The 19,671-nt window shown below is 44.8% G+C and carries 16 protein-coding genes; 7 read left to right on the top strand and 9 right to left on the bottom strand.

The features are described from left to right. Positions 1-29 precede the first annotated feature (29 nt). From cgtA to rplU, 3 genes are all read right to left on the bottom strand, one after another. Positions 30-1,202 (bottom strand): Obg family GTPase CgtA, encoded by a 1,173-nt coding sequence (cgtA, locus tag ACQEXU_RS15740; protein WP_427011539.1) that lies wholly within the window; start codon positions 1,200-1,202, stop codon positions 30-32. A gap of 257 nt (positions 1,203-1,459) precedes the next feature. After that, the gene (gene rpmA / locus ACQEXU_RS15735) at positions 1,460-1,717 is read right to left on the bottom strand and encodes a 50S ribosomal protein L27 (protein ID WP_004401772.1); all 258 of its coding nucleotides are present in this window, start codon (positions 1,715-1,717) and stop codon (positions 1,460-1,462) included. 20 nt (positions 1,718-1,737) lie between these two features. Next, positions 1,738-2,049 (bottom strand): 50S ribosomal protein L21, encoded by a 312-nt coding sequence (gene rplU / locus ACQEXU_RS15730; protein WP_006074830.1) that lies wholly within the window; start codon positions 2,047-2,049, stop codon positions 1,738-1,740. 272 nt (positions 2,050-2,321) lie between these two features. On the opposite strand from rplU, the gene ispB reads away from it, so the two are divergent. Continuing rightward, positions 2,322-3,293 carry an octaprenyl diphosphate synthase gene (ispB, locus tag ACQEXU_RS15725; protein WP_427011538.1) on the top strand — a complete coding sequence of 324 codons (972 nt, stop codon included), beginning with the start codon at positions 2,322-2,324 and terminating at the stop codon, positions 3,291-3,293. A 114-nt stretch (positions 3,294-3,407) separates the two neighbouring features. Here ispB and mdh read toward each other — a convergent pair whose 3' ends face one another. After that, positions 3,408-4,343 (bottom strand): malate dehydrogenase, encoded by a 936-nt coding sequence (gene mdh, locus ACQEXU_RS15720; protein WP_427011537.1) that lies wholly within the window; start codon positions 4,341-4,343, stop codon positions 3,408-3,410. Between the two features lie 329 nt (positions 4,344-4,672). On the opposite strand from mdh, the gene argR reads away from it, so the two are divergent. From argR to ACQEXU_RS15695, 5 genes are all read left to right on the top strand, one after another. Further along, positions 4,673-5,143, top strand: coding sequence for a transcriptional regulator ArgR (gene argR, locus ACQEXU_RS15715; RefSeq protein WP_367988091.1), 471 nt, complete (start codon positions 4,673-4,675; stop codon positions 5,141-5,143). 332 nt (positions 5,144-5,475) lie between these two features. Next, the gene (locus tag ACQEXU_RS15710; protein ID WP_367988090.1) at positions 5,476-6,444 is read left to right on the top strand and encodes a TAXI family TRAP transporter solute-binding subunit; all 969 of its coding nucleotides are present in this window, start codon (positions 5,476-5,478) and stop codon (positions 6,442-6,444) included. A 220-nt stretch (positions 6,445-6,664) separates the two neighbouring features. Continuing rightward, complete coding sequence (locus tag ACQEXU_RS15705; RefSeq protein ID WP_427011536.1) at positions 6,665-9,244, top strand: TRAP transporter permease; 2,580 nt, start codon at positions 6,665-6,667, stop codon at positions 9,242-9,244. Positions 9,245-9,342: 98 nt separating this feature from the next. Continuing rightward, on the top strand, positions 9,343-9,780 hold the full coding sequence (locus tag ACQEXU_RS15700) for a universal stress protein (RefSeq protein WP_367988088.1): 438 nt from the start codon (positions 9,343-9,345) through the stop codon (positions 9,778-9,780). 137 nt (positions 9,781-9,917) lie between these two features. Continuing rightward, on the top strand, positions 9,918-10,310 hold the full coding sequence (locus tag ACQEXU_RS15695; RefSeq protein WP_427011535.1) for a DUF2061 domain-containing protein: 393 nt from the start codon (positions 9,918-9,920) through the stop codon (positions 10,308-10,310). A gap of 1 nt (position 10,311) precedes the next feature. Here the strand turns inward: ACQEXU_RS15695 and ACQEXU_RS15690 are convergent, their stop codons facing one another. Both ACQEXU_RS15690 and rraB read right to left on the bottom strand, forming a co-directional pair. Continuing rightward, on the bottom strand, positions 10,312-11,118 hold the full coding sequence (locus tag ACQEXU_RS15690; protein WP_427011534.1) for a glycosyl hydrolase 2 galactose-binding domain-containing protein: 807 nt from the start codon (positions 11,116-11,118) through the stop codon (positions 10,312-10,314). Positions 11,119-11,263: 145 nt separating this feature from the next. Then, positions 11,264-11,674, bottom strand: a complete 411-nt coding sequence (gene rraB / locus ACQEXU_RS15685; protein ID WP_367988085.1) for a ribonuclease E inhibitor RraB — start codon at positions 11,672-11,674, stop codon at positions 11,264-11,266. A gap of 563 nt (positions 11,675-12,237) precedes the next feature. Between rraB and arcA the strand changes: the two genes are divergently transcribed. Beyond that, complete coding sequence (gene arcA / locus ACQEXU_RS15680) at positions 12,238-13,458, top strand: arginine deiminase (RefSeq protein ID WP_427011533.1); 1,221 nt, start codon at positions 12,238-12,240, stop codon at positions 13,456-13,458. Positions 13,459-13,510: 52 nt separating this feature from the next. On the opposite strand, the gene tldD is transcribed toward arcA, so the two are convergent. From tldD to ACQEXU_RS15665, 3 genes are read right to left on the bottom strand one after another with little or no spacing between them, the layout of a single operon-like run. Then, the gene (gene tldD / locus ACQEXU_RS15675) at positions 13,511-14,956 is read right to left on the bottom strand and encodes a metalloprotease TldD (RefSeq protein WP_427011532.1); all 1,446 of its coding nucleotides are present in this window, start codon (positions 14,954-14,956) and stop codon (positions 13,511-13,513) included. After that, a complete protein-coding gene (locus ACQEXU_RS15670; RefSeq protein WP_427011531.1) occupies positions 14,946-15,782 on the bottom strand; it encodes a carbon-nitrogen hydrolase family protein in 837 nt (278 codons plus the stop codon). Before ACQEXU_RS15670 ends, tldD begins: the two co-directional genes overlap by 11 nt. Before the next feature lie 15 nt (positions 15,783-15,797). Then, positions 15,798-19,667 carry a YhdP family protein gene (locus ACQEXU_RS15665; protein WP_427011530.1) on the bottom strand — a complete coding sequence of 1,290 codons (3,870 nt, stop codon included), beginning with the start codon at positions 19,665-19,667 and terminating at the stop codon, positions 15,798-15,800. Positions 19,668-19,671: the final 4 nt, after the last annotated feature.

Here is a 19,671-nt window from a genome sequence, read left to right as displayed (position 1 = left end):
CAAAAATGCGGCTCTTTTATTCATAGTGATTAATCACGGACATAGATAACGTGGCCGTCATCTTCTTCATCGTCCCAATCATCCCAGTCATCATCATCTTCAGTGATCACGTCATTACCTGACATGGCATCTTTATGGTAGTCATCCCACATGAAGTTTACTTTATCTTCTTCAGCAACTTCTTCCTCTTCGCGAGGTAGGTTTTCCATAAAGTCAGCAAGCTTATAACAAAGCTCTTTTGTGCCTTGCTTGTTCACTGCTGAAATCTTGAAATATTCATCTTCCCAACCAAGGGCATCAAGAATACCTTGAATGATTTCATCCGCTTCATCTTCTGGCATCAAATCTACTTTATTGAATACCAGCCAACGAGGTTTATCGGCTAACTTTTCACTGTATTGCTCTAACTCATCAATGATCGTTAGTGCATTCTCAATCGGATCCGTTTGATCGATTGGCATGATGTCGATCATATGCAGCAACACGCGACAACGCTCAAGGTGCTTCAAGAAACGAATACCAAGGCCAGCGCCATCTGCAGCGCCTTCGATCAAGCCAGGAATATCCGCAACAACGAAGCTTTTCTCTGGAACCACACTCACAACACCCAAGCTTGGGATAAGAGTGGTAAATGGGTAATCAGCAACTTTAGGTTTTGCTGCTGAGACCGCACGGATAAATGTCGATTTACCCGCATTAGGTAAACCTAGCATACCCACATCTGCTAGTAGCAGAAGCTCTAGGCGCAGCTCACGCACTTCACCTTTGGTACCCATCGTCTTTTGACGCGGTGCTCGGTTTACAGAAGACTTAAAACGCGTGTTACCTAAGCCATGCCAGCCGCCTTTCGCGACCATCATTTTTTTACCGTGCTCAGCGACTTCCGCTACGATTTCATTTGTGTGGATATCAACAGCACGTGTACCTACAGGAACACGAAGTACTTTGTCTTTACCACGCTTACCAGTACAGTTACCACCGCGGCCATTCTCACCGCGTTCCGCTTCATAGAAGCGCTGAAAACGATAGTCAATTAGAGTGTTAAGGTTTTCATCAGCTTGGATGTAAACATCACCACCATCGCCGCCATCACCGCCATCTGGGCCACCTTTGGCAACAAACTTTTCGCGCCAGAAACTAACAACACCGTTACCGCCATCGCCAGCCTGAACTTTAACTACCGCTTCATCAACGAATTTCATCTCTTACTCCGCCCTTTTGCTATTTACATAGCTGCGTTGCAAATATCATCTCAGCTCTCCCTATCTCATTAGGAAAAGTGAATGATATAAATTCTAGCAGATCCCACTTTCAGATCGATCACCTTGATCCTTGATCGTCCTGCTACTTGGAACAAATATTGAGGGACTCTTATCAGAGTGCCTTAGTATTGGTTCTTGCATAAATAAAAAACCCTGCCGAATCGGCAGGGCTTTTGAATTCAGCTAGAAACGTAAAATTACTCAGCTTCGATGCTTACGAATTTACGGTTCTTAGGACCTTTTACTTCAAACTTAACTTTACCGTCAGTTAGAGCAAATAGAGTGTGGTCTTTACCAAGGCCTACGTTGTTACCAGCGTGGAATTTAGTACCACGTTGACGAACAATGATGTTACCTGCAAGAACAGATTCACCACCGAAACGCTTAACACCTAGACGTTTGCTTTCTGAATCGCGGCCGTTACGAGTAGAACCACCAGCTTTTTTGTGTGCCATTGTTAAACTCTCCTAATCGATTAAGCGTTGATGCCAGTGATTTTCACTTCAGTGAACCACTGACGGTGACCCTGTTGCTTACGAGAGTGCTTACGACGACGGAACTTAACGATTTTAACTTTATCGCCACGACCGTGTTGTACTACTTCAGCAACCACTTTGCCGCCCTCAACAAGAGGAGCGCCAACTTGAATGTCTTCACCGTTAGCTACAAGAAGAACTTTATCAAATTCAACTGTTGCACCAGTTTCAACGTCTAATTTCTCTAAACGAAGAGTTTGACCTTCGCTTACACGGTGTTGTTTACCACCAGATTGGAAAACAGCGTACATATCTTACTCCGCTTTTTCCGCACAGCCTTATGCATAATTTTTGTGCATCTTGGGTGTGCGCTAAACTAATCATCAATAGGGCGCAGATTCTACAGAAAGGTCGACCCTATGACAAGCCATATTTTGAAAAAATTGGCGAAAAGCTAATCGCCAAAGAAAAGTGCGGCAATCATGCCCTTTAACAATGTATTAATCAACGTTTTTTAGTGTATTATTCAGTAACTAAAGAAGATAAGAATACCTGACAGGTTCTAACCTCAGCCGGAAGTACAATGGATTTTAAAGCTATCCAAGCGCTTACTGCCGATGACATGGCAAAAGTGAACGAAACAATTCAAGCCCAACTCAATTCTGATGTATCTCTAATCAATCAACTCGGTTTTTACATCGTCAGTGGCGGAGGCAAACGTCTTAGACCTTTATTGGCAATACTCTCTGCTCGAGCATTAGGCTATCAAGGCACTCACCATACTACAGCGGCTGCCTTTATAGAGTTCATCCATACAGCAACCTTATTACATGATGATGTTGTCGATGAATCTGACATGCGTAGAGGCAAGGCGACCGCCAATGCTGCTTTTGGTAATGCAGCTAGTGTATTAGTTGGAGACTTCATCTATACCCGCTCATTCCAAATGATGACAGAGTTAGGATCGCTCAAGATCCTTAAGCTGATGAGTGATGCAGTAAATGTCATAGCAGAAGGTGAAGTGCTGCAGTTAATGAACTGCAATGATCCAGATACGACTGAAGAAAGCTACATGCAGGTGATCTACTCAAAAACGGCTCGTTTGTTTGAGGCGGCAACACAAATTGGTGCCATCCTGACTGACGCTTCTGATGAGGTAGAGTTAGCACTGCAAAATTACGGAAAATACCTAGGTACGGCATTCCAACTGATCGATGATGTGATGGATTACACATCTGATGGCGATGAGATGGGTAAAAATGTCGGGGATGATCTGGCAGAAGGAAAACCGACACTGCCTCTTTTATATGCGATGCAAAATACATCAGCAGAGAATGCAGCAATGATCCGTGAAGCAATTAAAAAAGCCAACGGTATGGAACGCTTGCATGATATTCTAGCCGTAATGGAACAAACAGGTTCACTAGAATACACTCGTCAGAAAGCCTATTTGGAAGCCGATAAAGCAATTGCTGAGCTCAAAGTATTACCAGAGTCAGAATATAAAGAGGCATTAATCACTCTGGCGCACTTAGCTGTCCATCGTAGTAAATAGTCTCCTCTATTATTAAAGCGAAGTAACCTCTCATGGCTACCGCTTCTATATGACTTAATACAGAAAAGCCGACCATTAGGTCGGCTTTTTAGCTATTGGGCTGTCATAGGCGTATTACTTCGCGAACTCTACACCAATCTCGATATCACCAGTCAATGTCGTCAGCATGCCATCAAGCGCAGCCTGCTCATAAGTACTTAGCTCACCATAGCTTAATACTTCTTCGACACCATCTTTACCAAGCTTCACAGGTTGTGCAAAGAAAGGAGCGTGTTCACCCGCACCTTCTACATAAGCACATTCAATCACACCTTCTTCACCTTGTAGTGCTTTAACTAAAGCAAGTCCAAAACGACAAGCCGCCTGACCCATTGATAGAGTTGCACTACCGCCACCTGCTTTTGCTTCAACCACTTCCGTGCCTGCATTCTGGATACGCTTAGTCAGTGCTTCAACTTCTTCAGCAGTAAACTCTACACCGTCTACCTGTGATAGTAGTGGAAGAATTGTCACACCTGAGTGACCGCCAATCACAGGAACACGGATGTCACCTGGATCCTTATTTTTCAGCTCTGCTACAAATGTTTCAGAGCGAATCACGTCCAGTGTGGTGACACCAAATAGTTTACGCTTATCGTATACACCTGCTTTCTTTAATACTTCAGCAGCAATTGGCACTGTTGTATTCACTGGGTTAGTAATAATACCAACACAAGCAGTTGGACATACTTGAGCAATTCTTTCCGCAAGAGATTTTACGATGCCAGCATTTACATTAAATAGATCCGCACGATCCATGCCCGGCTTACGAGCAACACCAGCAGAAATAAGTACAACATCTGCACCTTCTAGCGCTGGAGTCGGATCTTCACCAGCGTAACCTTTGATCGAAACTGGTGTTGGGATATGGCTAAGATCAGCAGCAACACCCGGAGTCACAGGTGCAATGTCATATAACGCTAGATCAGAGCCAGCAGGTAAACGGTTTTTAAGTAACAGAGCTAGGGCTTGACCGATGCCACCAGCGGCACCAATAACGGCTACTTTCATCGTAGTTCTCCTTGAGATGGATCTCTCTTATAAGTAGTAGGGTAATTTTTAATCACGTACACCCAACGCTATAGTAATCACAACTTGATTACAATCAATTAACGTCAGCTTTGCGACCTCGCGCAACTCAATGAATACGTGCCACAATACGACGAGCATTATCACCTGATTTATCTTTACTGACAAAGAGTTAAGTAATGATAAAACTCATTTTTCGCAATTGGTTTACAGTGATGCCGTAGACAGATTTCAGCCTATGGTTTGGCGGTTGATGCATAGCTATGCGAGAATATTCACTTCGTTATATCAATTACGGTTGAAACAGAACCATGCGCAATTCAGAAAAACAAGATAACCTAGTTCGCGCTTTCAAGGCCCTACTAAAAGAAGAACGATTTGGCTCTCAAGGCGACATTGTTGATGCCTTGAAGAACGAAGGCTTTGAGAATATCAATCAGTCAAAAGTTTCTCGCATGCTCACTAAGTTTGGCGCAGTACGTACTCGTAATGCCAAAATGGAAATGGTTTATTGCCTACCGGCAGAGCTTGGTGTTCCAACAGTATCAAGTTCATTACGCGAGCTAGTGTTGGATATTGATCACAATGATGCACTCGTTGTCATTCATACCGGACCGGGTGCCGCTCAACTTATCGCTCGTTTACTTGATTCGTTAGGTAAAGCAGAAGGGATTTTGGGTGTTGTTGCGGGGGACGATACTATTTTCATTACCCCAACCATGAATATTACAACTGATCAGCTTTTCAGTTCGGTGTGTGACCTGTTTGAATACGCAGGATAACACTCCAACTCTTCATTTCATTTATGGGTCACGCCAATATAATGACGTGACTCATATCACATCTTCAAAAAAACCTCTCTTTGATAGCCATTAATAATTAACCAATTGTTTTTAAAGAACTTTAACAAGCGACCTTGCTTTAGGTTAATGATGTATAATTAGACAAAATCGCTACAATTTTTAACAAAAATATAATTATGTGCCGATTTTTTGGTATTATTCAGCCACTTTTTCAACATACGGATTGAAAAAGATGCCGTTTCCGAGAGAGGAAACTCCCACAGCAACTACACTTGCTATGGGGTTAAGAATGAATAAAGGAAGGGAAATTCATGGCATTTAACAAACTTATTAAAGTAGGCGCAATCGCTGCAGCGGTAATGGGTGCAGGAGCGGTAAACGCTCAGGAATTCATCACTATCGGTACTGGTTCAGTGACCGGAGTCTACTACCCAACTGGTGGTGCAATCTGTAAATTGGTCAACAAAGGCCGCAAAGAACACAATATCCGTTGTTCTGTGGAGTCGACTGGTGGTTCAATCTACAACGTAAATACTATCCGTGCTGGTGAACTGGATTTTGGTATCGTACAGTCTGACTGGCAATATCATGGGTATAACGGAACAAGTAAGTTTGCAGAACAAGGCCCGTATAAAAAGCTTCGTGCAGTATTCTCATTGCACACTGAACCATTCAACATCATTGCACGTGCAGACTCAGGCATTGAAAATGTTGCTGACCTGAAAGGTAAACGTGTCAATATCGGTAACCCAGGCTCAGGCGACCGCGCAACCATGGGCGTTGTCATGGATTCGATGGGCTGGACAAACGAAAGCTTCAAACTGGCTTCTGAGCTAAAAGGCTCTGAGCGCTCACAAGCATTGTGTGACAACAAAATTGATGCATTCATCTATATGGTTGGCCACCCAAATGGTTCGATCAAAGAAGCAACAACTTCTTGTGACGCGAAACTTGTTTCTGCCACAGGCCCACAGATCGACAAGATCGTAGCAGACAACCCATACTACGCTTACAGCACAGTTCCAGCAGGTATGTACCGCGGTACTGATAAAGATGTGAACAGCTTTGGTGTTGCAGCAACAATGGTAACGACTGCAGATGTCTCTGACGAAGTGGCGTACAACGTCGCTAAAGCTGTATTCGAAAACTTCGATACGTTTAAACGTCTACACCCAGCATTTGCAAACCTGAAAAAAGAGGACATGGTGAAAGCAGGTCTTTCTATCCCTCTTCACCCAGGTGCAGAAAAATACTACAAAGAAGCAGGCCTTCTTAAGTAATCTCATAACGCAAGGAAGCAAATGCTTCCTTGCGTAGTTCTCCCACTCAGGGATGAGCTTAACGACATATCTCATATGGCTTCATGTTTGATAGCCACCATCGAATATTTCTAAGAAAAAGCTGAAATTGAGCATTCTTTCAACTGAACTACACTGAAAAGATGCCAAGTAAACAGCAGCAATAAACACAACAGAGCCACATATAACAAGGATAAAGTACATGTCGCAGACAACAACTCCGTCGCAAGATGTGCAAGAAATGGTAGCTCAGGCAGATACTGGCGCACGTAATCCACAAGGAATCCCTGGCCGTATCCTGTGGTTTGTACCACTCTGCTGGTCATTATTCCAACTTTGGTACGCCTCTCCATTACCATTTATTTTCAATTTTGGTGTCCTAAATGACACAGAAGCGCGAGCCATTCATCTTACATTTGCCGTTTTTCTCGCCTTCACCGCATACCCAGCCCTAAAGCACTCTGCGCGCGATCATATCCCCATTATTGACTGGGTACTCGCATTTGCAGGTAGTTTTTCTGCCGCCTATATTTACATTTTCTATGCTGAATTGGCTGGACGTTCAGGTGCACCAACTACCCCAGACATCGTGATTGCCGTCATCGGTATGGTGTTGCTCTTGGAAGCAACTCGACGTGCATTAGGCCCTCCTTTAATGGCAGTGGCAGCAGTGTTCCTTCTGTATACCTTTGCCGGACCTCACATGCCTGATGTTATTGCACACAAAGGGGCAAGCTTAAACAAAGCAATGTCACACCTATGGCTGACAACGGAAGGGGTATTTGGCGTTGCACTTGGAGTTTCGACATCATTTGTCTTCTTATTCGTTTTATTTGGTGCCATGCTAGAACGCGCTGGTGCAGGCGCTTACTTCATCAAAGTCGCTTTTTCCCTTCTTGGCCATATGAAAGGTGGTCCAGCAAAAGCAGCCGTTGTGGCTTCCGGGCTTTCAGGTTTGGTTTCTGGTTCATCGATTGCAAACGTTGTTACCACCGGCACATTTACCATTCCATTAATGAAGCGAGTCGGCTTCCCCGGCACCAAAGCCGGCGCTGTTGAAGTCGCCGCATCAACCAATGGTCAGCTTACACCACCAATCATGGGGGCAGCCGCTTTCCTTATGGTTGAGTATGTCGGAATATCATACGTTGAAGTGATCAAGGCTGCGCTGTTACCGGCACTTATCTCCTACATTGCTTTGATCTACATTGTTCATTTGGAAGCGTGTAAAGCGGGTATGACCGGGCTTCCTCGTCGCCACAATCCAACACTTATCCAAAGCCTGCTTTCGTTTACCGGAACCATTTTAGGCTTGTGTATCATCAGTGCACTGGTCTACTACGGTGTTGGCTGGACCAAAGATGTCTTTGGTGATGCAGCAACATCAATTGTTACCGTTGCCCTACTCCTTGCCTATGTGGGTTTAATCAAAATATCGGCAAACCATACAAAAGATGGGGCAATTGAGATAGATGCAGAACTCACTGAGGTGCCAGATCCAGGCCCAACAATTAAATCTGGTCTTCATTACCTACTGCCAATCGTGGTTTTGGTGTGGTGTCTGACCGTCGAACGTTTCTCTCCCGGTTTATCGGCATTCTGGGCAACCGTCTTTATGATTTTTATTTTGCTCACCCAGCGTCCGCTGATCGCCCTATTATCCAAAGAAGGGAAGTTAGCTGAGCAAACTAAAGCCGGCTTTGTCGATCTCGCGGAGAGCTTGGTGTCCGGCGCACGCAACATGATTGGTATTGGTGTTGCTACTGCAGCAGCAGGCACTGTGGTTGGTGTTGTAACATTGACGGGTATTGGCCTTGTTATGACTGATTTCGTTGAGTTTATCTCCGGTGGTAGTATCTTCCTGATGCTGCTCTTCACCGCAGTGATCAGCTTGATCTTAGGTATGGGTCTGCCGACAACTGCCAACTATATCGTTGTTTCGACGCTTATGGCCCCGGTCATTGTTACTCTGGGGGCTCAGCATGGTTTGATCATCCCTCTGATCGCAGTACACCTATTTGTGTTCTACTTCGGGATCCTAGCTGATGATACACCTCCCGTCGGCCTTGCCGCCTTTGCTGCCGCTGCAATTGCTAAGTCCGATCCAATCCGAACGGGTATCCAAGGTTTTACCTACGACATTCGTACGGCTATTTTGCCATTTATGTTCATTTTCAATACCCAGCTACTCATGATGGGGATTGATAGTTGGTGGCACTTAGCTCTTACGGTGATCTCCTCCATTATAGCTATGTTGATCTTTTCCGCCGCCACACAAGGCTGGTGGTTTACTAAAAATAAATGGTGGGAAACTCTCTTACTGCTGGTACTGACGTTCTCCTTCTTCCGACCAGGTTTTTGGTGGGACATGATCTATCCAGCCAAAAACCTTTTACCAGGTGTTGAGATAGCGCAAGTTACCGAAACGCTCGATGTAGGACAATCTCTTGAACTACGTGTCGCAGGAGAAAACCTCGAAGGGGACTACGTCGAAAAAACGGTACGATTACCATTCAGTGATGAGGCAACAAGTGCGGATCAACGTATCGCTTCGATGGGCCTCATGCTAACGGAGAATGAAGGAAGAATGATCGTCGATATGGTTGAGTTTGGTAGCCCAGCAGAGTCGTCTGGAATTGACTTTGATTGGGAAATCAAGTGGATAGTACAGAAAGCAGAAAGGCCAATGAAGGAATGGGTCTTTATCCCTGCGCTATTGATTTTGATCGCCATGGGACTCAACCAGAAACGACGAGCTCGAAAGGAACAATTGAGCGCGTAACAGAGCCATGTCTCACCACCAATTTACGGTGGTGAGACTACACTTACTAAAGGATGCAAAAGGAAGGTTTCCTTCCTTATATAACAAAGAGAAAACAAATGTATAAGCAGATCCTTGTTCCTGTCGATCTAAACGATCAAGGCTTTTCAGATAAAGCGGTGAAACACGCTGTTTGGCAAGCAAAGCATTCAAATGCAGAAATCCATTTGCTGACGGTACTGCCAGGTATTCACATGTCGATGGTCGCTACATACTTTCCAAAAGATGCAGCACTAAAAATGAAACAAGACGTACAGAATCAATTGAAGAAGTTTGCTTCTTCTCATATTGATGAAAATGTAATTTACAAAACGCATGTTGCTGAAGGAAAACCATATAGCACCATTTTGGAATACGCTGAAAAGTTAGGTGCCGATTTGATTGTAATGCCAAGCCACAAGCGTTCTAAGCTTGATAAGGTGGTACTAGGCTCAGTCGCCAGTAAAGTCGTGCAAAACTCGCCAATCAATGTTTTTGTCGTCAAACCTCAAGGCTAAACCAAAACAAATAAAGGCACCATACGGTGCCTTTTCAATAGGTATCGCCTATTAAAGATATCGATAGTAGCCATTTCCATCTATGAGAATAATTCTCAATAATAACCTCATCGAAGACAACACGATTAGGTTACACCATGAAAAAGACACTCAATTTTGCCGCTATCCACTTTACTATTGCCTTCACGGTTGCGTATGTACTGACGGGTGACCTCATTATCGGTAGCCTAATTGCGATGATCGAACCTATGGTGAACACCGTCGCTTTTTATTTCCACGAGCAACTCTGGAGTAAAGCTAAACCCCTTCAAAATTTGGCTGGTTCAGCAAAAGTGAAAACAGGTAGCTTTGCTATTGTTCACTTCTCTGTCGCTTTTGGCGTGGCATACCTGATGACTGGGGATCTTTTTGTTGGCGGTATCATGGCGTCCATTGAGCCTGCAATTAACACTTGTGCCTACTATTTCCATGAGAAAATTTGGCAACGTAAGCACCCACAATCACCAATGCCTATCGCATGCAGCCATTAAGTCACAATGGATAATGAATCACACAACAGTCTTCGCTCAATCCCACATTAAAATGTCGCTCTTGCCCATCAAGAGTGACATCTAATCGATACAAGGAATCGGGAGATGGTTCTTTGGCATTGAAATAAATAGGCGCTTCGATTTGAAAAAGTGCGCTAGCCTGATTAGCACGCACATCAATAGGCAAGTGATAAGTCATTCCATTGAATTTCACCGACGCAGAAACCAAACCTGGTGAGTAGGTGGTGTAATGCAAATCGACTAAGAACTCACACCCACCACCATGATGCCAGATCTGCTCAGTCGTGACATGTTCTAGCCTTATGTGGCGGATACATTGTAAATATGGAGCTTGCCAAATACCCATTCTCGACTCAGAGCCCGTATCACTCTGCTCACCTAGCAAGCACAGCTTGTCTTGCTCCTCACTTGCTTCGATCAACCAATCTTCTTCCTCTTCAAGAAAGAGAATTTCAAAACGGTTGCGCCCCAATTGAAGGTAAGGACGAATATCTTTACGGTATTCATTTTGACTGCCATCGCAATCAAAAACAGCAACACCATTAACGCGAACTTCAGCATGATAAGCAATTCCGGCTAGTACCAGATCAATCGCAGCAAAGCTGAGCAACGTATCGTCTACCTCAATGTCATGCATTAAATGCCATTCTTGCGCGGCAACCTCTGCTTCACTCACAGTATCTGGGAGGATTTGACTTAATGGCGCAGGAAAAGTCAGATCTCCTTGAGGGAGAGATAGGTCGGTTAAGGGGGAAAGTTGCCAAAGGCCAGCAAGAGATAATTGCATGATAAAAAATTGAGCTAGATCAAAGATGGGCTATTATATTGAATCAATGAGCATATAGGTAGCCCTATTATTCCATTGATGGTAGTAACACAATCCACGCACAAAAAAACCAGCCGAAGCTGGTTTTCTAATTCGTTACGAAGGCTTATTCTTCGTCATCTTCTTCTGGGTACAAGGCATCTTCGCCTTCATAATAAGTGCCCCAGCCATCGTAAATGATGTCGTATTTCTCTGCGAGATTGATTAGCTTCTCGACTTGTTCATCAATCACTTCTGCTTTTAGCGCAGACTGCATTGTTGCATCACAACACAGGAGTTTGTTACCGTCTTCGTCTTCTGTCTCTTCCGCTTCCAACACTTCAAAACCCATTTTGAATGCTTCAACAACCGCTTTCTCCAGCGTATCAAAGTCTTCTGCAAATAGGTGATGCTCAATCTCATAGAGCGCATCAGGATCACTGCCATCTTCAAGCAGAGCCTGGATAATATCGCGAGTGTCTTCTTTTTGAATCTCAATTAATTCTTCGACTGATAGATACTCATCTTCGTGAGACATAAGTATTGCTCCGGATAGGGTCAGGTTGATCATTATTCGACGCGTCGAAATATGGCATGGATCGCGGCAAAATTCCACCATAACCCTGCCGTGAATAGATCTTTTCTGATCCTAAGCGGCGATAGCCATCACTATTGATGTCACAAATACAAAAAATTAACAATTTAGTTTCAACTCAGTAATTCAGCATGATCTGTTATAAGTAGCCAATATTCACTAATAAGTAGGAGTGCGTTTTTATGATGAACCACTGCATATCATGTAAATGAACAGGATGAATAGAAATTAAAGATAGGGCACATTTCCTCGCAAATAAATGAATAGTCATTCACTATTAAAGCGAAATTCCACAAGCAGATTGATTGTTTCCGATAGAATACTGACGCATTTCCAGTTCCTTCTTCAAATATCATTAAAATAGAAAAATAACCTGCCATTGTAAATATTACAGATTTTAAAACCAACCAACCAAAAAGCAGCAGTAGTTTAATCCATAACCATAGCTTGCAACTTTGCTTCAAGCTTGTCATAAATACGCATTGAACAAATTGTAAGGATGCAATATGAGTAAGTTGTACGTTGGATCAGAAGTCGGCCAATTACGCCGAGTTTTATTAAACCGCCCGGAGCGCGCTCTCACCCATCTCACCCCATCAAACTGTCATGAACTTTTATTTGATGATGTACTGGCTGTCGAAGCCGCTGGTGAGGAGCATGATAAGTTTGCCAATACACTGCGCGAACAAGGTGTTGAGGTACTCTTGCTGCATGATCTGCTGGTTGAAACTCTTGAGGTTTCTGAAGCTAGAACATGGCTACTAAATACCCAGATTTCCGATTTCCGTTACGGCCCAACTTTTGCCAAAGACTTACGTCGATACCTTGCAGATATGGACAACGAGCATTTAGCAACCGTTTTACTCGGTGGCTTGGCTTATTCAGAACTGCCAATTAAATCGGCTTCAATGCTCCCCCATATGCATCGTCCACTTGATTTCGTCATAGAGCCATTACCAAACCACCTATTCACTCGCGATACTTCTTGCTGGGTTTACGGCGGAGTTTCACTAAACCCAATGATGAAACCCGCTCGTCAGCGTGAAACAAACCATCTACGAGCCATTTATCACTGGCACCCTGTCTTTGCAGGGCAAGATTTTATTAAGTATTTCGGGGATGAAGATCTTCACTATGATAATGCCAATATTGAAGGCGGCGACGTATTAGTCATAGGTAAAGGCTCCGTCCTAATCGGTATGTCAGAACGAACTACGCCACAAGGTGTTGAGAACTTGGCGGCTAATTTGTTTAAACACGGCCAAGCTAAAGAAGTGATTGCCGTAAGTCTGCCAAAGCATCGTTCTTGCATGCATTTAGACACCGTCATGACTCATATGGACATTGATACCTTCTCGGTCTACCCAGAGATCATGAGAAAGGACCTCGAAACATGGCGCCTGACACCAAAATCAGATGGCGAGATGAGAGTGAAGCAGGTCTCCAGCTACGTTCATGCTATCGAAGAAGCGTTGGGCTTGGATTATCTCAAGATCATCACGACAGGTGGTGACAACTATGAAGCTGAGCGTGAGCAGTGGAATGATGCCAACAACGTGTTAACGGTTAAACCCGGCGTTGTAATTGGTTATGAGCGTAACGTTTATACCAATGAGAAATACGATAAAGCAGGGATCAAAGTGCTCACCATTCCGGGGAATGAACTCGGACGTGGTCGTGGCGGCGCGCGTTGCATGAGTTGCCCTATCGAGCGAGATGGTATTTAACTGAAAAAAGCTGCGAATTCGCAGCTTTTTTATTCAGCTCTGGTTAGGCGATTTACTCGGTTCCGCCTACCGTAATTGAATCGAGTTTCAATGTTGGCTGACCCACACCGACAGGGACACTTTGTCCAGCTTTACCACACACACCGACACCGCGGTCAAGACTTAAGTCATTTCCTACCATGGAAACTTGCTGCATCGCTTCAATACCAGATCCGATCAGCGTTGCCCCTTTTACTGGGCGCGTGATCTTACCATCTTCAATCAAGTAAGCTTCAGACGTAGAGAACACAAACTTGCCGGACGTGATATCCACTTGTCCACCGCCAAAGTTTGGTGCATACAAGCCTTTTTTCACTGTAGCGATGATCTCTTCAGGCGCATGCTGACCTGGCAGCATATAGGTATTCGTCATACGTGGCATAGGCAGATGCGCATAAGATTCACGTCGCCCGTTGCCAGTCGGTGCAACTCCCATTAAGCGGGCATTGAGCTTATCTTGCATGTAGCCTTTCAAAACACCATTTTCGATTAAGGTGTTGTATTTGCCTTGTACCCCTTCGTCATCAAGGTTTAACGAGCCACGCAGATCTTTGAGTGTGCCGTCATCAACAATCGTGCACAGATCAGACGTCACTTTCTGGCCGATTTTACCGCTGAATACGGATGACTCTTTACGGTTAAAGTCACCTTCTAAACCATGACCAACGGCTTCATGCAGTAAAACACCCGGCCAACCAGAACCCAATACGACAGGCATCGCTCCTGCGGGTGCCGCATCCGCTTCTAGATTCACCAGAGCCATCCGAATCGCTTCATCAGCATATTGATAGGCAACGTTCATCCCATCCATTTCTGTCAGGAAGAAATCATAACCAAAGCGGCCACCACCACCAGCGCTGCCTCTTTCTCGACGTTCACCACGTTGCGCTAATACACTGATTGATAGGCGAACAAGCGGGCGAATATCCCCAGCATAAGTCCCATCGGTTGCAGCAACCAGCATTTGCTCATGCACACCACTTAAGCTGATTGACACTTCTTTGATCAAAGGCTCTTTGGTTCGAATATACGCATCCAGCTCTTTCAATAGTGTGGTTTTCTGTTCTTTCTGCCAGCATTCAAGTGGGTTCACCGCACCATAAATGCTCTGATTATCTGTACGTCTGAATGCTTGAAGCTGGCCATTTTGCCCCTGCTGCGCAATACCGCGAGCAGCAATTGCACTCTGTTTTAAGCCTTCAAGCTGGATCTGATCAGAATATGCAAAACCGGTTTTTTCTCCCGTCACAGCACGGACACCAACACCACAATCGATGTTAAAAGAGCCATCTTTAATAATGCTATCTTCCAATACCAATGACTCATGCCAACTGGATTGGAAGTAAATATCAGCGTAGTCGATCTGACGGGTGGCGATACTCGCTAACGTATCCGCTACATCCTGCTCCGTCAAACCTGCCGGGCTCAGTAATGCCTCTTCAACCTGATTAATTGTCATACTCTGCTCTTATCTGGAATTGATTCTGAAATCTTGAATGTTGGTCTACCGGCATTGCGGCTCTGACCTCATCTACTTGTTTTAAGTCTATATCGACTACTTGGCTTTCGACACTACCACCTAACTGCAAAACAATACGGCCCCATGGGTCAATCACCATAGAATGGCCCCATGTTTCTCGCCCACAAGGATGTGTTCCGGTTTGGTTGACCGCCACAACCCAACATTGCGTCTCAATCGCCCTTGCTTGTAATAAGGTTTGCCAGTGCGCTTTCCCCGTGACAGCAGTAAAAGCTGCAGGGACGAGTAAAATCTGCGCTCCCCGCCGAACAAGCTCAGAATAAAGCGGGGGAAAACGCACATCATAACAAATGCTCATGCCTAGTGTCGCAAATGGTGTATCGCAAACCACAATGCGGTTACCCGCGGTGAATGTATCCGACTCACGATAACGCTTATGGCTATCTGCAACATCCACATCAAACATATGCAGCTTGTCATAATGCTCAACCAATTGACCATTGCTGTTAAACACTAATAACGTGGTCGTCACACCATTATCTCGTCGTATTGGCATGCTACCGATTAATAACCAAACATTGTACTCTTTGGCTATTTGAGCAAGCTGTTGTTGCAGTTCACCGTGACCAAGTGGCTCAGCATGACGGTGGTAGTCCTGCGTTTGTCCAAAAACCAATGCATTTTCTGGGGTAAGTACCCACTTCGCACCCTTAGCTGCCAATTCCGCAACCTGCTGTCGAATCCACATTAAGTTTTTCTGAGGGTCTGGACCAGATGTCATCTGAATAATACCGACTCGTTCCATGAGTTCACCTCTTGGTTATTCCAACGCTTCACGCAGCTTTTCTGGTAACTCAAATTCCCCTTTGCTCCGTGATAATTCACGTACAGTCGGAGAATCCAAAGGCCCTTTCACTTCGTAATTGACTTGGGTAAATACTTCAACAACGGGTGAGATCACCGTTGTGATCGCTAAAACGTACAGCGCCGTTTGTGGCGTCACCGCAAACGCTGTCAGTACTGGGATCCCAGAGGTAATATCAGGGACAAAGTTCACTTCTGCATCCACCGTACGATTATTTAAGTTAGCAAGCCCTTTAATCGTCATTTCGCCCGCTACGGCATCCATCTTAATATCGTTGGTCAGGAAAATACCATCACGGATCTCACCACTGCCAGTGATAGAGTTAAACGCCATGCCTTTATCGAATACGTCGGTGAAATCTAGCTGCATTTTACGGATGATTGAATCAAGGCTAAACAAACCAAGTAATCTGGCTGCGCCACTCACGTCCGAAATCGTCCCTTTACCTAACTTAGTCTCAACATGACCGGCCAAGGTATTGATCTTCATTGACCAAGGCGCACCATCCCACGCTACCTGAGAGGTAATTTCAAACGGGGCTTTTTGGATCCCTGTAGAGATACCAAAGCGCTCCATCACATCACTGTTGTTATCACCCTTCATCGAAATGTTAAACACGGTATGGCTAACATCATCTTTCAATTGCCATGAGCCGTTCATATCCACTTGGTTACTACCACTTCGAAATGACAGCTTCTTCCATTCCAAGCGATCGCCCTGACGTTGTAAATCCAATAAGGTTTTACCTACTCGGTAACCTTGCAACCAGAAATCATCAATGGTTAGGGTGATATTCGGAATTTGATCGTGAAACTTACGATCAAAGGCAGAGATCAACGGCTCACTCTGTTTCTCTGGTTGGAATAGCGAGGTCTCTTTCTGCTCTTGCTCTAAGGCCGGAATGTATACATGAAGTCGGTTTAATGCGACAGAGAGATCATAGGGCTCAAGGTAATTCGCTTCACCCACCGCTTCTTGACTCTCTAACGTCATATGCCAACCTAGATTTTTCTGACGAGCAGAAAAATCCACATCATGCCAATCAATACCAGCAAGATGAAGTTCAGATGCATTAATATCAATCCGTTGAGGCATCGGTATTTGTGGCGTGTTTAGTTCATCCATTCTGGCCTTGGTTTTCACTTCCGGCTCAGACAACACAGTTAACCAGTTATCCAGATCAAATCGATCGGTTCTGATTTGCGCATTGTGACCAACCACAGGGCTGATTTTGAAGCTGCCACTACCCACAACAAGGTTTGTCGCCTTAAGAACAGGAACTTTAGGTCGAATATCAATCTCTGTTTGATATTTTAGACCCGGAAGCTGTAAGCGGGCACTTACTGACTCTTGATTACCAGAGGCTTGCAGACGCGCTTTAGACGCTTTCTTTGCTGCCTTATTTAATGGGTATGGATAATCACTTGCCACCATTTTTAGATCAGCTGAGGTATCAATCTGATAAGTAAAACCGACATCATTCAGTTGAATATCGACATCCATACGCCAAGGAGCATGACCTGTCACTGGGCCTAACCAACGCTCTCCCACATAGGGATAGAGCGGTTTGATGTCCCAGTCACCTAATGCATCAATTGCCACAGAGTAACCTTGCCCTGCATTTTCCCCCGCAAAATCAATCGATATTGCCTGCTCGAGTAGTTCTGCAGATAATCCAGCCGCTTTAACGACATCATTATCAAACTCCACTCGTCCAGAAACTGACTCAAGTGTCATCGGAGGTGCATCGATTTCAACGTGGTTATTCTTTAGATCCGCGTAACCCCACGCTCTCGCGTCATCACCATTAAACGGAACATTGAGTTGAAACTTCGAGCTCACATCCCCGTTTACTTGAACGGCAGTCAATGCAGCGCCAACAGAATCGACCAATGGAGAAGCCGTCATATAATCTCGTACAGCATTGCCTTTTGCCACTGCACTGGCTTCAATTTCAATATGGCCATTTTCTGCTAACTCGGGAATTCTGCCAGTGATACGCTTGGCTTTTACATCCATTAATGTTGCCTGCCGCGAGTCAAGGTACATCGCATCATTTTGGAATAATAAGTCCAATTGTAAGTCGGTGATTGGCGGCCAAGCAGTATCAAAACTGAATTTGGCGTCTTTCAGCCCTACCCACGCCTGAAACATGCCATCATTGCCGTGATAAGGAAATTGACCTAATTCACCGTACCAAAGCAACTTAGCCGTGTTCACTTTACCCGCTTGGATAGCAGTCGAAAGATAGTCAGTGAGATCGCGCCCAAGCGCTAAAGTTGGCAAATAACGCCAAGTTTCCCCTGCGTTATATAAATCCGCTTCGGCATAAAAGGAAAGGAAGGGGCTTTTGTCGTTCGGAAAATCCAATCGAAACGCACCAAGCACTTGCAAGTCAGGCGTCGCAGCGGTCACCTTATCCGCCCACAAACGCCAACCATCAGGCAAGTTTTGCCACACAATTTCGACTTGGCCCTGTTTGATATTTAATGGCGCTTGGAACACATCGCCATAAGGTAAGACATCATCAATCAATGAGACCGAAGCCTTGGCCTGCTGTAGGTCACCAGATATTTGCGCCGATAAATGATGGACTTCTGGCAGCAGTTCCCATTGTGCAAGAGAGCCTTCTGTTAACTTAGCGGAGTAGCGTAAAGAATCAGCCCCACCAGACATCTCAAGACGAATATCCTCAACACGCCCAGCAGGCTTTAGCTGATTTAACAGCGCCATCGTTTGTTGAGACTCCGGAGCGAGCTTAACCAAAGGCAACAATGCCTTTAGCTCAAGTTGAGAAATATTGGCAATCCATTGTTGCGGCTGCCAATCCAAGACCATATCCAGCTCTGGCCATTCGGTATCATCGGTTCTGAGATTGAGTGAGTGAGCATTTACCTGCACACCCTCTGCTTTAGGAATAAGGCGCAGAACACCAGACTCGATAAGCAAGTCATGTTGTCCCTCTTCCTGCCACACCAACTCTGACGGTTTTAAATCAATGTATGCATCAACTGGCTTTGAACGTTCAAGGGTTAACCAACTGCTAAAGCTTACTTGCCCTTTCTCAATGCCTGTCTCGTCTTTTAAGTACTTAGTCAACCAAGGCGTAACTAAAACATTGTCCGCAGAAAGGTAGAATTCACCGGAAATATCTTGAAATGAACCATGATCAGTAAAGTTAGCGCTTACTTGCAAAGAGTTCAGTGTGGTATCAGCGATATTCACCACACCTTCAGCCCAATGTCGACGACCTTGGTTGCGCCAACGTAACTTGTCGATATCCAATTGACGCACTTCACCATCAAAACCTAAATAGGTGATCACTGAGTTACGAACTACGAATTCGTCAAGCTGGCGGAGAAAAAGTTTGTCTAACTGTTTGAGTACATTCTGTTGTGAGTCACTGGCTTGTTGGGGATCAGATGAACTATTATTTTCCAGCCAGTTAATCGAGCTCACATCCAGCTGCAATGCCTGAATATTCAGATCAGCAATAACCGGCTGGAGCTGCATGATGGATTGCACTAAATCAAACTCAACATCCACTTGTTCGGTCGAAAAGTGGATATCACTGCCTTTTGGCGTTTGTGCTTTTACCCCTTGAAAAGAGAGTGATGGGTGGGTGTTACGCCAGTAGCCACTAATATGCTCAATTTCAAATTCAAGTCCAGTGCTCTGATTAACCCATGTTTGAATTTGGTCTTGATACTGATTGAGCTTTGGTAGCGCAACACGCAATGCTGTTACTGCTACCGCCAGTGTGACGAGTACAGTAACCAACATCCAAAGTAGAATTTTAGAAAGATGAGTAGCCGTTGGATTCACGTTG

The organism is Vibrio sp. TRT 21S02, from assembly GCF_050113675.1.
Taxonomy (GTDB): domain Bacteria; phylum Pseudomonadota; class Gammaproteobacteria; order Enterobacterales; family Vibrionaceae; genus Vibrio.
This window is presented reverse-complemented; position numbering and strand designations above follow the sequence as displayed.